Annotated in this window: 17 protein-coding genes; 9 read left to right on the forward strand and 8 right to left on the reverse strand. The window is 62.2% G+C overall.

The window, feature by feature from the left end; all coding sequences use genetic code 11:
* Positions 1-146: 146 nt before the first annotated feature.
* Positions 147-725: a Crp/Fnr family transcriptional regulator gene (locus tag MUN79_RS16755; protein WP_244673809.1), complete on the forward strand. Its 579-nt coding sequence runs from the start codon at positions 147-149 to the stop codon at positions 723-725.
* Between the two features lie 100 nt (positions 726-825).
* Here the strand turns inward: MUN79_RS16755 and MUN79_RS30165 are convergent, their stop codons facing one another.
* The 6 genes from MUN79_RS30165 to MUN79_RS16780 all read right to left on the reverse strand — a co-directional run bounded on the left by MUN79_RS30165 (position 826) and on the right by MUN79_RS16780 (position 5277).
* The gene (locus MUN79_RS30165) at positions 826-1152 is read right to left on the reverse strand and encodes an NAD(P)-dependent oxidoreductase (protein ID WP_262922887.1); all 327 of its coding nucleotides are present in this window, start codon (positions 1150-1152) and stop codon (positions 826-828) included.
* Complete coding sequence (locus MUN79_RS30170; protein ID WP_262922888.1) at positions 1146-1451, reverse strand: NAD(P)-dependent oxidoreductase; 306 nt, start codon at positions 1449-1451, stop codon at positions 1146-1148. Before MUN79_RS30170 ends, MUN79_RS30165 begins: the two co-directional genes overlap by 7 nt.
* A 15-nt stretch (positions 1452-1466) precedes the next feature.
* Positions 1467-2276 (reverse strand): inositol monophosphatase family protein, encoded by an 810-nt coding sequence (locus tag MUN79_RS16765; protein WP_244673810.1) that lies wholly within the window; start codon positions 2274-2276, stop codon positions 1467-1469.
* Positions 2277-2359: 83 nt separating this feature from the next.
* On the reverse strand, positions 2360-3232 hold the full coding sequence (locus MUN79_RS16770; RefSeq protein ID WP_244673811.1) for an AraC family transcriptional regulator: 873 nt from the start codon (positions 3230-3232) through the stop codon (positions 2360-2362).
* 144 nt (positions 3233-3376) lie between these two features.
* Positions 3377-4570: a serine hydrolase domain-containing protein gene (locus tag MUN79_RS16775; protein ID WP_244673812.1), complete on the reverse strand. Its 1194-nt coding sequence runs from the start codon at positions 4568-4570 to the stop codon at positions 3377-3379.
* Positions 4571-4677: 107 nt separating this feature from the next.
* Positions 4678-5277, reverse strand: a complete 600-nt coding sequence (locus MUN79_RS16780; RefSeq protein WP_244673813.1) for a helix-turn-helix domain-containing protein — start codon at positions 5275-5277, stop codon at positions 4678-4680.
* Positions 5278-5624: 347 nt separating this feature from the next.
* On the opposite strand from MUN79_RS16780, the gene MUN79_RS16785 reads away from it, so the two are divergent.
* From MUN79_RS16785 to MUN79_RS16805, 5 genes are all read left to right on the forward strand, one after another.
* Entirely contained in the window at positions 5625-6308 is a 684-nt protein-coding gene (locus tag MUN79_RS16785) for a 2'-5' RNA ligase family protein (protein ID WP_244673814.1), read from the forward strand.
* Positions 6309-6433: 125 nt separating this feature from the next.
* Complete coding sequence (locus MUN79_RS16790; RefSeq protein ID WP_244673815.1) at positions 6434-6982, forward strand: Crp/Fnr family transcriptional regulator; 549 nt, start codon at positions 6434-6436, stop codon at positions 6980-6982.
* A gap of 72 nt (positions 6983-7054) precedes the next feature.
* Positions 7055-7750, forward strand: coding sequence for a DUF8737 domain-containing protein (locus MUN79_RS16795; RefSeq protein ID WP_244673816.1), 696 nt, complete (start codon positions 7055-7057; stop codon positions 7748-7750).
* A gap of 69 nt (positions 7751-7819) precedes the next feature.
* On the forward strand, positions 7820-8458 hold the full coding sequence (locus tag MUN79_RS16800) for a TlpA family protein disulfide reductase (protein ID WP_244673817.1): 639 nt from the start codon (positions 7820-7822) through the stop codon (positions 8456-8458).
* A complete protein-coding gene (locus MUN79_RS16805) occupies positions 8455-8844 on the forward strand; it encodes a group III truncated hemoglobin (protein WP_244673818.1) in 390 nt (129 codons plus the stop codon). Before MUN79_RS16800 ends, MUN79_RS16805 begins: the two co-directional genes overlap by 4 nt.
* A gap of 184 nt (positions 8845-9028) precedes the next feature.
* Here MUN79_RS16805 and MUN79_RS16810 read toward each other — a convergent pair whose 3' ends face one another.
* Positions 9029-9427 (reverse strand): hypothetical protein, encoded by a 399-nt coding sequence (locus tag MUN79_RS16810; protein WP_244673819.1) that lies wholly within the window; start codon positions 9425-9427, stop codon positions 9029-9031.
* A gap of 159 nt (positions 9428-9586) precedes the next feature.
* Here MUN79_RS16810 and MUN79_RS16815 point away from each other — a divergent pair, with 159 nt between their 5' ends.
* Both MUN79_RS16815 and MUN79_RS16820 read left to right on the forward strand, forming a co-directional pair.
* Positions 9587-10333 (forward strand): class I SAM-dependent methyltransferase, encoded by a 747-nt coding sequence (locus MUN79_RS16815; RefSeq protein ID WP_244673820.1) that lies wholly within the window; start codon positions 9587-9589, stop codon positions 10331-10333.
* 57 nt (positions 10334-10390) lie between these two features.
* The gene (locus MUN79_RS16820; RefSeq protein ID WP_244673821.1) at positions 10391-10837 is read left to right on the forward strand and encodes an acyl-CoA thioesterase; all 447 of its coding nucleotides are present in this window, start codon (positions 10391-10393) and stop codon (positions 10835-10837) included.
* A gap of 195 nt (positions 10838-11032) precedes the next feature.
* On the opposite strand, the gene MUN79_RS16825 is transcribed toward MUN79_RS16820, so the two are convergent.
* The gene (locus MUN79_RS16825; protein WP_244673822.1) at positions 11033-11569 is read right to left on the reverse strand and encodes a DinB family protein; all 537 of its coding nucleotides are present in this window, start codon (positions 11567-11569) and stop codon (positions 11033-11035) included.
* Positions 11570-11775: 206 nt separating this feature from the next.
* Here MUN79_RS16825 and MUN79_RS16830 point away from each other — a divergent pair, with 206 nt between their 5' ends.
* Positions 11776-13209 (forward strand): hypothetical protein, encoded by a 1434-nt coding sequence (locus MUN79_RS16830; RefSeq protein ID WP_244673823.1) that lies wholly within the window; start codon positions 11776-11778, stop codon positions 13207-13209.
* The last annotated feature ends 1 nt before the right edge of the window (position 13210 follow it).

The following is a 13210-nucleotide window of genomic DNA, read 5'->3' on the forward strand; positions in this document are numbered from 1 at the left end:
GCTGTTATAGCCAAAGCACGGGTGCGCCAAACACCCGCCCGGGGTTGGGGTTTACCAGGCAGAATTGCCATTACTTGCTTTCCTTCGCTTCACCTAACGCGGCAGCTCGGCCAGCGTAACCCACTCCAGAAAAGACGTGCGTAGCCATGATTGAACCGTTCCGAAACTACCTGACCTCCAAAGCCGCTTTTACCGCCGCCGAGCTGGAGCAAATGGAAGCAGGGGCAACGGTTAAAAAGCTGAAGCGGCGCGACTTTTTACTGCGGCAAGGAGACGTCTGCCGGGACATGGCTTTTGTCGTCAGCGGCTCTCTGCGTCTTTACCGCACCGACGAGCAGGCGCAAGAGCACATTCTGCGCTTTGCCATTGAGAACTGGTGGATTACGGACGCCGAAAGCTTTCGGACCGGCCTACCAGCCAAGGGCGCCATCGACGCGCTGGAAGACACGCAAGTGCTGCTGTGGTCGAGAGAAACCTTTGAGCGCCTGAAAAGAGAAGTACCAGCCTTCAACGCCCTGGAAAGCCAACTTGCCGGCCGCAACCTGGATGCGCAGATCAACCGGCTCTATACGTCCATCAGCCACAGTGCTGAAGAGCGCTACGAAGAGTTTATAACCGCCTTTCCCGACTTTTATCAGCGCATTCCCTTGCACATGATTGCCTCGTATCTGGGCGTGTCGCGCGAAACGCTCAGCCGCATCCGGAAGCAGGCTGGGCTTCACTAAGCAGCAGACTAATTACCGCGTCAGTCAAGCGTCCTGGCCATTTTACATCGGCGTCATCTGCTGAATACACCAGTACGCCGCCTCTCTGATTCCGGACTTATCAGCTCGTTAGAGCCGGATACTGGTGCAGGAAAGTCGGGTGCTCGGCCTGCTGCAGCAGGAAATCGGCCACATCAGCCCGGGCGATTTTGCCCACTTTCATTCCAGGCGTTAAGGCAAGCAGCACTCGGTACTTGCCCGTGCGCGGACTGTTGGTCAGCATGCCGGGTCGGACGATTTCCCACCGTAGGTTGCTCTGGCTGAGCATCTCTTCCAGCTGGGTTTTGTCGCGGTACTCGGGCCCTAGGAACAGGCGGATAACCAGCCGCATAAACCAGCTCAGGTACGCCGCGCTGCTGCCGGCGCCGAAGCCGGTAAGTATCAGCACCGGGCCGCAAATGGAACAGTGGCCGTGGCTTCCAGCAGGGCCCTAGCGGTGTCGCTAAAGAGCGGGGTTGCATTCTTTTTGGTGGTGCCCACCGTGATGAGCACGGCTTCGGCCCCGGGCAACACGCGGCTCAGATCCGCCGCTGAAGTAGCGCTGCCGGTTACTTTCGTTAGCCGAGGATGCTGGGGCAGTGCGCCCATGGTGCGCGAGAGGGTAGTGACGTGATGGCCCTTGGCCAGGGCTTGCTGCACCGCCAGCAAGCCCACGCCGGAGGAGGCGCCAATAATGGTAATCTTCATGATCCAGGGGGCGACTTATACGGTGGGAGCAGTCCGCGACTGCCGAAACGCGGCTCCCAGGCCCGGGGCCGCAACCAGTAGGCTATCCGCCTCCCAGTGCCAGGGCTGGCCGTCGGCGGTAGTTACTTCGGCGCCTGCTTCGCGGGCAATCAGCAGGCCCGGCAGCCAGTTTTCCACGTCGCGGCCCTCCTGGTAGAACACATCGAGCCGGCCGGCACCCACGTAGGCCAGCTGCAGGCCATGCGGTCCGTAGTTGCGCACCACGCCGAACGTACGCAGCAAGTCGGTTACCCCGTGGCTTACCCGGGCCAGCAGGGCCGGGTCTGCTCCCAAGCCATGCGAGTGCTCGAACACGGCCAGGGTAAGGGCCGAATCCTGCTTCGCGCTGGGACGCAAAGGTGTGTCGTTGAGGTAAGCCCCACCGCCCGCCTGGGCCCAGAACAGCTCCTGACTCAGCGGGTCGTAGATGGCGGCAAAGTACGGCTGCCCGGCGCGCACGAGCACCAGGTTGATGGTCCAGCCGGGCAGGTGCTGCAGGTACTGAATTGCCCCGTCCATAGCGTCGCACAGCCAATATTCCGGGTAGGCTGGCTGCTCACCGGCCGCCAGCTCCGGAAAGTCGGCCGATAGCCAGGGTGTGGTGGGAAAGTCATTGGCCAGGTGGGCTTGCAGGGCGGTCAGGCAGCGGCGTTCAATGTTGGCCAACTGCTGGCTGAAAGTGGCCATATCCTGGGGAATAGCCGAGTGGCGAAAGTCGGGCAAGAATAATGCGCCGGCGTGGCGCACGGCGGCCAGAATGGCGGAGGTATTAAGGGGCGTTGACATTGCAGCATGAAATAGTTGATGATGCTGCAAAGGAAGAGGGGAGAAGGCACCGAAAAGTAGGCCTGCTGGCGGGAATACTAGTCCTAACCGCGGAATTGCAGTCGAAACTGCTGCGGCGTCATACCCGTCACTTTCCGGAAGAGCTTGCCAAAATACACCGGTTCCTCGTAGCCCAGCGCGTAGCCGATTTCCTTAACGCTTTGCTGCGTGAAGCCCAGCAGCCGCTTGGCTTCGAGCATTGCCCGCTGCTGGACATGCGCCGACACGGAGAGGCCTGTTTGACTCTTGACCGTATCATTGAGGTGCGCGACGGTAATGTGCAGGGCGGCGGCATACTGGGCGGGTTGTTTCCACTGGGCGTAATGCTGGCGCAGCAGTTGCTGAAAGGCCCGTTCCAGCTGGGGTCCGCGCCCTTCCCGAAGCGGAGTTGCAACCGGGTCGGGCGCGAGTTGTCCGGCCACCAGGCTGAGCAGAGCCAGGAGCAGGGCTTGCTGGGTGCGGCCACTGTAGGCGTCGGCCAAGCCTTCCTGGCAGTCGGCCAGTAGCGTGAGCAGGGCCGTGGCCCGGGCGTAAAAAGGTGAGTAGGCGTCTAAGGGGCAGGGCTGGCGTAAGCCTTGTTCTAAGAGGAGCTGAAAAGCGGCTTCCAGCAAACTCGGCTCAAAACTGAGGGCCCACCCCTGGGGAGAATCGGTGCGCAGAAGCTGGTGCACTTGGCCGGGGCCAATAAGCGCCAGAACCGGTCCTCGGAGGACAACCGGCTCAAAGTCCAGCCGTAGGTGCAGCTCGCCCTGGGTGAGCAGCACCAGCAGGTAATGCGCATCGCGGTGTGGGGCGGCGCTGTCGTGGTCGTCGGCAGCAGTGGGCTGCTGAAAGTTGCGGACCAGTACCCCGGCCCTGGCCAAGGGCGAAAGGGTGTGGTGGGGCAGGTTCTGGGTAAGGATGCTGGTTTTTGGCACAACGAAAGGAGTGGAAGCCGGTGCCGCTAAAGTAACAGGGTTCCGGGTAGCGGAGTGGCCGCGGCATCACCCGGCAATCCTAACAGGCATAAGGGCGGAATGACAGTTATAGTCGCCTGGGCATTTTTTTCCTGTCAAGCAGCCTTACTTGCGTGAGTTGGTAGAGGAACTGCCAGCCGGCCGCGGGGCCGGGCTATACCCCGCCCACTCCAGCGGGGCGTCGGCATCACCCAGGCAGCTGCGCAGCAGTTGGGCGCCTACCGCCTGGAAATTGTCGCTGTTGCTAAGCAGAACCACGGCCAGTCTTTTTTTCGGGTAGGCAACGCACAAATTCTGCCAGCCCTCGGCGTGTCCTCCGTGCCAAAAAGCAGGTCCATAGCGGGAGGTAAACAGGCCCCAGCCCAGGCCCCAGGCTTTGGCAAGCGGATCGGGCTGCCGGGCCGTGCTGTCCCGGCCCGGCCCCCACCCGCGCGGACTGGTGACCTTGATCTGCGAAGTAAATACCAGGCGGTACAGCTGCCGCGACAAGCCCTTGCGCGCCAGCACCTGACGGAGAAAAGCGGCGTAGTCGCGCGGGGTGGTAACCATCGAGCCGGCTCCGCGGGCCCTCAGACGCTGCTCAAACCCGAGCACTTTCCCCGCCTGATCGTGGGCCACGGCCCGATCGGCAGCAAAGCGCGGCTGCCATACAAAGCTGGTGTGAGACATGTCCAAGGGCCCGAATAGCTCCTGTTCGGCCAGGGTCTGTAAATCAAGCCCCGTGCGTTCTTCCAGCACTGTACCGAGCAGGTTGTAGCCTTCGTTGGAGTAAAAAAAACGGGTGCCCGGTTCCGCAATAGTTTCCAGCTTTGGGCCGTAAAATCCGCGCAGAATCGGTAGCCCCGCGCTGTGGCTCAGCAGCATCCGGATGGTCACGCGCGCGAAGGCCGGATCTTGCGCTAGATCCTGCCACTTTTCGTAGGCTGTAATCGGTCGTTTCAGGTAGCGGTACACCGGCGTGTCGAGGGCCACAACGCCCTGGTCCACCAGGCGCAGGCACAGATAAGCAGTTACAGGCTTGGTTAAAGATGCCGCGTACGAAACCGTTTCGGGCCCGAAGGCTTCTCCCGTGCGACGATCTTTCGTGCCGAAAAACTGTTCGTAGACAATCCGGCCCCGGTTTAGCACCAGCACGGAAAGGCCCGCCACGTGGGCCGAGTCGACCACCCGGGCCAAGCGGGCAGTGAGCTGGGCGGAAGACCGGGCCGGGCCGAGCAATTGCCGCACTGGGGAGGAGGTTTGGGCCTGAGCGGTACCCATCATGACCCAGCAAAGCAGCATGGATAACCAGATTTTCATACGCGGAAGCCGGCTGGGTTGGTTTGTTGCCGGGCTGATGCAAACGTCTGGTAAACAGCTGTTAGCTCACACGAAACGGGTACGTGTACCCGACGCCTACCTGAAAGCTAGGCTGGGGACCCCACTTTCGGCCCGGAACTGAGTGCTGGCAGGGCCAAGGGGTAGCGCACCCGCACGCCCCGCCAGGCCCGCCGCGCATTTACCAGACTCAGGGCCAGCGCGCCTGCGGAGCAGAGCATCAGCAGTCCTAGGCCGGCCGGGAAATAGCTTAGCAGCAGCCCCACTGCTGCGCCGATGCCCACAGTAACGGATAGCTGAAAGTTAACTACCAACCGGGCCTGCGCTGCAAAAACCGGGTCATCACTGCGGCGGTGGAGCCAGTAGAACAGAGGAGCCAGCACGTTGGCAAAAGGAACCACGGCTCCCAGCAGCGGTAGCAGCTGCAGCAGCACCAGGGCGTGGCGGTCGGCCGAAACCGGCGTTGGCGCAGGGCTTTTTGGGGTCGGGGCGGGTGTCTGCAGAGCCTGCACGGGGATGGCCAGGGCCGTAGCCAACAGGGTAAGCGTAGTCAGGTGGGCCGCCCCGGTGGCTTCGATACGCTGAATCGTGCGGGCCGTCACGCCGGCCCGCTCCGCTAGCTGCTCTTGCGTAAGCCCCAGGCGGAGACGATGCAGCAGTAGGTTTTGAGCGACGGAATCAGAAGTCATGGCAGCTTGGTATCAGCAGGCCCAAAGTATCAAAAGCAACGTAAACTTTTGCGCTGAACCGGATTGAGCTGGGCCGTACCTGCTTTTACGGGCTCTGTGTAAAGCCACTCTTCGACCACTCGTGCCGGGGCGTCCTGCTTTGCCGGGCATCGTGGAAGAGCTGACGGTTCTGCGGTTTCGGGGTGTAGTGGTTCACGAATATAAGTATGCCGGTTATCATGGTATGTTTCTGCTAGACTGGACGGTAGGAGCTTTACGGGTTCAGAGGGTCTGGAAGGCGGTTCCAGGACAGCTGCTAAGGGAGGTTTTGTGCCCTAGGTGTATCTTCCGGCCTGATCTTGCTGCTTATGAATCTGCCTGCCTACTACGCAGCCATGCGCCAGGCTGCCTTTCAGCAACTGCGCCAGGGCCTACCCGAGCTGGACCCGCTGCTGCATTCGGCGGCCGATACCCGCCGCGGTATTACGTTGCTGGCCCGGCCGCCGGCCGCCATTGCGGCGGCCATTGAGCAGGTGTTGGCCGACATCCGCCAGACCGAGCCCGAGCAGTATTACTACCCCGCCGCCGACCTGCACCTGACGGTTCTCTCCATTATTTCCTGTTACCGCGGCTTTACCCTGCAGGCCATAGATCCGGCCCTCTACCAGCAGGCCGTACAAGCAATAGTGCAACCGGTGCGGCCATTTACCGTCCGCTTCGCGGGCCTGACGGCCTCGCCCGGCGCCATCCTTGTGCAGGGCTTTCCGGTGGGAGAGGGGCTGAGTGAGCTGCGCAGCCGGGTGCGGGAGTTCTTCCGGCATTCCAGCCTGCAGCAGTCCATCGACCAGCGCTACAGCATCCAGACGGCCCACGCCACTGTGGCGCGGTTTACTTCCCCGCTGCACAACCCGGCCCGGCTGATCCAGAAAATCGAGCAGTACGAGCACCACGTCTTCGGCGACTTCGAGGTGGGGGCCGTGGAGCTGGTTTTCAACGACTGGTACCAGCGCGCCGGCACCACCGTGCTGCTGGGAAAGTATCCGTTGGGTTAAGGCCTGCTTCGGCCCCGACGCTTCCGCTTTTGTTTGTAACTAGAACGCCGCGCCAGGCCACAATAAGGCGCGCCTGACGTATGAACCCAGAGCCGCTGATCCAGTTTTTCCAAAGTACCGGCCTGATGACTGCCGCCCAGGCCGCCGACATAGCCGCCGGCTTTTCGTTCCGGCTGCTGGACCGGCACGAGTATTTGCTCCGGGCCGGCACCGTGAGCAACGAGTATTTCTTTCTTGACAGCGGGATTGTGCGCGCCTTTGCCTACAATGCCGACGGGCAGGAAGTAACCACTGGCCTGTATTCGGCCGGGCAGGTGGCGCTGGAAGTTTCCTCGTTTTTCAACCGGACGCCTTCCCCGGAATATCTGCAGGCCCTGACCGACTGCCGGGGCTGGTTTATAACCTATGCCCAGCTTAATGGTCTGTTTCATGCCCGGCCCGAGTTTCGGGAGTTTGGCCGCTCCCTGCTCGTGCGGGAACTGATGCGCCTGAAGACTCGCCTGCTGGGCCTGGCCCTCGACCCGGCGGCGGTGCGCTACGAAGCGTTGCGGCAAGCCAGCCCCGAAATCCTGCAGCAGGTGCCGCTCAAGTACCTGGCATCCTACCTGGGCATCACCGATTCTTCGTTGAGCCGCCTGCGGGCCGCGGCGGCCAAGGGGCCGGAGGCGGGGTAATTTCTTGTCATTTGGCAAGGGACGGGACCGGGTCGGCGGCTTCCTTTGCGGAGTCCTTTAAGCTACTGCCCCATGCAAGCCGTACCTGCTACTCTCAGCCTGGCCTTCGTCCTGACTACTGCCCTCACCGTGGGGCTGTTTTACTTAGCTGCCGGCCGTTCCCGCCCCACGCTCTATGGGCTGCTGGCCTGGCTGGCGGGGCAGGCTGTCGTAGTCCTGACCGGGTTCTACGACGCACCCCAGGCCCTGCCGCCCCGGCTTTTGCTGGCAATTGGTCCTCCTTTGCTGCTTACTGCCGCGCTGTTGCTGACCGAGCGGGGCCGACGCTACCTCGACACGCTGCACCCGCAGTGGCTCACGCTGCTGCACGTCGTGCGGCTGCCGGTGGAGCTGGTGCTGCTGGGGCTGTTTGTGTACGGCGCGGTGCCCGAACTCATGACTTTGGAGGGCCGCAACTGGGACATTCTCTCCGGCTTGAGCGCGCCCGTGGTGTATTATCTGGCTTACCAGCGGCGGCAGCTGGGCTCCACGGCTTTGCTGATCTGGAACGGGTTCGGCCTGCTGCTCTTGCTGAACGTGGTGTTCTACGCGGTGCTGGCCGTGCCAGGGCCGCTGCAGCGCTTCGGCTTCGGGCAGCCCAACGTGGCCGTGCTGCACTTTCCCTTCGTGTGGCTGCCCGGCTGCGTGGTGCCGTTGGTGCTGCTGGCCCACTTGGCCGCCATCCGGCAATTAGCGCGGGCGCGGAAGGTGGTACCCGCAGTTTGCTGATCTGAAACTGCCGTACCTTTGCCGTTGTTAGCTGAGCACCTCATTTGTTCCCGACCGGGCCACTTTCCTATGAATCGTAAAAACCTGCTGCAGTGGCTGCCCTACGTGCTGCTGGCCGTCGTTTTGTTTACCGACCTGCGCACCGTCGTGTTTGGAACCCTGCAGCGCGGCTTGCTGGCCACGGGCCTCTGGCAGGCCGATGAGCCCCGGCTGCCCGCCACTGCTCCGGTGCTGGCTACCAGCAGCGTGGGGTACCCGCACAACCTGCCGCTGCTGGATATGAACGGGCAGGAAGTAAACCTGAGCTCGTTGAAGGGCAAGGTGGTCTTTGTCAATCTATGGGCCAGCTGGTGCCCACCCTGCGTGGCCGAAATGCCCGGCATTCACGCGCTTTACAAAAAGCTGGACCCGAAGAAGGTCGCCTTCGTCATGATTTCCCTGGACCAGAATCCGGCCAAGGCGCGCAACCTGCTGCAGCGCAAGGGCTACACTTTTCCGGTGTATTTCCCTACCGACAACCTGCCCGCGCCCTTCGATTCGAACTCGATTCCTTCCACGGTGATTCTGGCGCCCGACGGCCAGGTAGCAGCCCGCCACGACGGCATGGCCGACTACGACACGCCCGAGTTTAAAGCGGCCCTGGAAAAGCTGGCTTTGCCCCGCGGAGCTAGCCGCCTGACCCTTTTCTGTCTTTGCTGCTGCCCATGATTGATGCTCGCCCCGATATCCGCACCGAAGCCGACGTGCAGCAACTCGTCGACACGTTCTATCAGAAAGTAAACCAGGACGAGCTGCTCAGCCCGGTATTCAATGGCTTTGCCCACGTCGACTGGGCCCGGCACCTGCCTATTATGTACGATTTCTGGAGCGGCCTGCTATTGGGTACTTCGCGCTATAGCGGCCGGCCCTTTCCCAAGCATATGCCCCTGCCCGTGGACGCCACGCACTTCAACCGCTGGCTGCAGCTTTTCGAAGCCACCGTGGAGGAGCTCTTCGCCGGCCCCGTGGCCGATATAGCCAAAGTGCGGGCCCTGAACATTGCCACCATGTTTGAGTACCGCCTGCGCAAGCGCGACCCGCTTTCCTTGCTGTAAACAAACTACCGAAAGAAATGCCTGGGCTCGGTTGGTTTAGGCTCTCATCCGGCGCCTGACGGCTCAGAAGGCTGCTCCACCTGCCTAGCCACGCATGAAAAGGACCTGGTCGGGGAAAAGCCGTTCTTGGAGCGTGCTTTTCCCCGACCAGGTCCTTTCTTATACTGTCGCGTAGCGAGCTAGTTTAATGCACGATGCGTAGCTCGTACTGAGGTTCGGCAGAAGCTGAGCCGCCGTGCTCTACGGCAAAGGCGCCTACGCGGCTGGGGCCGTAGCCCAAGTTTACTTTCACAAACTCGTTGCGGGTGGGCAGCAGGCCGATGATTTCCTGGCGCAGCAGCTGCAAGTCGTCCCGCAGATTCTGCAGGCGCTGCTCTACTTCGTCGGCATGCTGGTCGAAGCTGCCGGTGGCGGGCCGGTGGTCGAAGGCGGCATTGGCTTGGGCCTCGTCGGCGGCCGAGTTGGGCAGGGACTTGGCTTCCACGGTGGCTTTGCGCAGGTCTTCTTCGGCCTCCAGGTAGGCTTTTACTTTGTCTTCGAGTGGAAGAAGGGCGGGGTCGAGGTAGTCGAGGTTGCTGGCCATTGCAGAAGGGGCAAAAGGAAAGAAAGGGTTGCGGGAAAACAACGCAGATTGGGCCCGGAAGGATACAAACGGCCCCGGAAATAGGTGGCACCCGGCCTTGGCGTAACCCCGGCGCCGCGCTTGTTCGTACCCTGTGGCAACTCCTCTTACCTTTGCGGCATGTCCCAAAAAACCGTTTCCGACCCCGTTGGCCAAGCGCTGCTGGCTTATTTGCACGGCAACAAGAAGGCCGAGCTGACCGTGCACAGCAACGTGGCCGACGAAGAGCCGCTGCCGGCCAGCTACTTTTTTCGCACCCTCTGGGAAATGCCCGAGCTGGAGCGCACGGCCCTGGAAGAGTGCCGGGGCCGGGTACTGGATGCCGGCGCCGGCGCCGGCTGCCACAGTCTGGAGCTGCAAAGCCGGGGCTTTCAGGTCAAGGCCATTGACGCCTCACCCGGCGCGGTGCAGGTGCTGCAGGCCCGGGGCGTGCAGGAAGCAGCCTGCCACAACCTGTTTGAGCTGCCCGCCGGCGAGCAGCACTACGACACGATTCTGATGCTCATGAACGGCATCGGGCTGGTAGGCACGCTGGAAGGACTGGAGAAGTTTCTGCAGCAGGCCAAGCACCTGCTAGCCCCCGGCGGCCAGATTCTGGCTACTTCCTCCGACATCAGCTACCTCTACGAGGACGAGGAAGGCGCCCTGGTTATCAACCTCAACGGCCCCTACTACGGCGAAGTGGAGTACTCCATGACCTTCGGCGAGGAAACCGGCGCCTCCTTCGACTGGCTCTTTGCCGACGCCAGCCTGCTGCAGGACTACGCCGAGGAAGCTGGCTACGAAGTCGAGTTTCTGGGCGAAGACGAGCAGCAGCAGTATCTGGTGCGCCTCACGCTCAAGCAGCAGAACATCGACAACAACTAAGTTTGCCCGCCGCTCCGAAAATCTGAGCCGGCCGCCCTCTTACTTACTCCTCAGTTTATGGAATACGCCAAAACCTATACTGCCCGCTGGGCCGACATGGACCCCAACGTCCACATGCGCCACTCGGCCTACACCGATTACGCCGCCCAGCTGCGCCTGGAGTTTCTGGCCGAGGAAGGCTTCCCCATGAAGCGCTTCGCCGAGCTGGGCATCGGCCCGATTCTGTTTCGCGAAGACACCCGGTTTCTGAAGGAAATCAGCCTGAGCGAAACCATCAGAGTATCCGCCGAGCTCAGCGGCCTCAGCGCCGACGGGGCCCGGTGGAGCATCATCCACACCATCTACAAAGCCGATGGCCGCGTGGCCGCCACCGTGGCCGTCGACGGGGCCTGGCTTGATTTGCGCCTGCGTAAGCTCACCGTGCCCCCCACCGAAATGGTAGCCGCCATGCTCAAGCTCGACAAGCACGAAACCTACGCCGACATCGAGCGGGGGCAGAAGTGAAGTGGTGAAATGGTGAGTTGACGTTCTGTCATTGCGAGCAGAGCGAAGCAATCCGTCCTCTAAAATGGGCTGAGCCTTGTAAAGTGAAAAGCCCTAACACCTGAGCAGGCGTTAGGGCTTTCTGGTAAAAGGGCGTTACTACCTTAGCAGAGGACGGATTGCTTCGGCTCACGCCTCGCAATGACACCAGCTTTGCTACTTCACGGCCTTGGTAATCCGTTCCAGCTGCTTTTGGTGGTGCAGCACGTGGTCCACCATAAAGTCCAGGGTTTGGTAGATGTTGAGCATGCCCGAGCGGGGGTGCTTAAATATGTCGCGGTTCAGCAGCGGGCTGGGAAACTCGTTGAGGGTCTGTTCCAACTGCCGGCGCACCCGTTGCCACTCGGTGCGCAGCTCGGGCAGGGGCGGGGCCGTTTCGGGGGTAAGGGCGGCCAAGTATTTGGGCGCTTTAAAGCGCAAAAACGGCAGCCGCAGGGCCAGGCGCAGCACCCGGGAGCGGACAAAAGTCAGGAAGCTGGTTTTGCGCAAGCCTTCTTCCTGCTGGATTTTCTTGCTGATGTACTGCCCGATGCCGGTTTCGGCCACCAGCAGGTGCTGCACGACCTGCGCCGCCGACCACTGCCCCGTGCCGGGCGACTGGTGCGCCTTCTCGCCCAGGGCCTGCGCCATATCCAGCAGGCGGTTAGTAGCTTGTTCGAGTTGCTCGAACCGGATGTGCAGACGATGATTCATGCGGGTGGGGGCGGGAAGAAGTCAGTAGATTTGGGCAAAAGGTACATAAAATACCCAGTTGGAGCCCGGCGCTAGACCTTCCGCCCCGGCCGCCCCGCCTCTTTTTCTGGTCCTTTCTTTTCCGCCCCACGCATGAGCTGCTTGCCCTTGTTTTTTCATCTGCCAAGTCCGGCCAGGTTCGGCCTCTTTCTTTTACCGGTCCGCCGATGAACGAGTCCCAACCCCTTGCGGACCCGTTACGCCACCGCACCCAAGCTGTGGGCTGGTGGCTAACGGGCGGCATTTTCCTGCTTTATTGCTTGTATCTGCCGTTTTCGGGCTATTCGGAAATGGTGTACGACGCGCTGAACTACTGGACGCTGACCGAACGGTTTTTTCAGGCCGGCCGCTTTCACCCGCTAGCCTACGACGACGCGCTGCGGGGCTACCTGTTGCCTCTGCTCAACCTGCCGGCCAAGGCCGTGGCCCACTTTACGGGCGCGGCCCCGCTCACGCTCTCCCGCGTGATGGGCGCGGCTTACGCGGCGGCGCTGTTTGGCTGGGCCGGGCCCGCGCTCTGGCTCCGGCTGTTTCCGCAGCACCGTTTGGGGTGGGTGCCGCGCCTGGCTTTTGCGGGGCTGGGCTTCCTGTTCTGGCGCGACTATTTCAACTTCGTGCTGTCCGACTTCCCGGCTCTGCTGGCTTTGGTGCTGAGCTTGTGGCTGGTGCTGGGGCGCGGCAGCTGGGGCACGGCTGTGCTGGCCGGAGCCTGCCTCACGGCCGCCAGCAACATCAGACCCGTGTATCTGCTAGCCGCCCCGGCAGTGGTGCTGCTTAGCCTGCTGCGAGCCGCTGACCGCCGCCGGCGCCTGCTGAATCTGCTGGGGCTGGCCCTGGGCTTTGCGCTGATTGCCGGCCCGCAGCTGCTGTTGAATCTGCGCCATCACCAGGCGCCCACGCCGCTGGTTCTCTCCCGCGACGCCCGCCTGCCCACAGCCAATCTGTATCTGGCCCAGCTGGGCTGGGGGCTGGTGATTCAGAAGTACGAAACCAGTCTGGACCCGGCCTTCCCCTCGCCCCGCATGCTCTACACCGACCCGGCCGGGCAGGCCCTGCTGCACCGCCTGGCTATCCGCCATTTCACTAGCTACGGTTCCTACCTGGCTACCGTGCTGCGCGAGCCCCTGGCTTTTGCCGGCCTCTACGCCCGGCATTTGTTTAACGGGCTGGACGTGCAGTATCCGAGCCTGTTTGTGCAACGGGTGGCCGTCCGCTCTTCCTGGCTGGCTGGGCTGCACTATTCCGTCTGGTTTGGGGCGCTGGTGGTGGCGGTAGTTGGTTTTCGGCTGGGCCAGCTAAATACGCGGGTGCTGCTCACGGTGGCTGCCTTGGCCTTGCCTTGCTTGGCCGCCTTACCCATTGCTACGGAGTGCCGGTTTTTGCTGCCCGTACAGCTGCTGCTGTATGCCGTAGCCTGCTTTGGCGGGGCGCAGTGGCGGCGGGATTTCACTACTGTTTCCTGGCCGCGAATAGCGCTGCTGGCTGCCGGCTACCTGGTGTTTTTGGGGCTCTGCTTCCGGCTTTCGGCCCACACGCAGGCCCACCTCACGGCCGATGTGCGGGTGCTGGCCCCACTGGGTGGGGCCGAAGCCCAGCGCTGAG

The organism is Hymenobacter cellulosilyticus (genome assembly GCF_022919215.1).
Classification (GTDB): Bacteria; Bacteroidota; Bacteroidia; order Cytophagales; family Hymenobacteraceae; genus Hymenobacter; species Hymenobacter cellulosilyticus.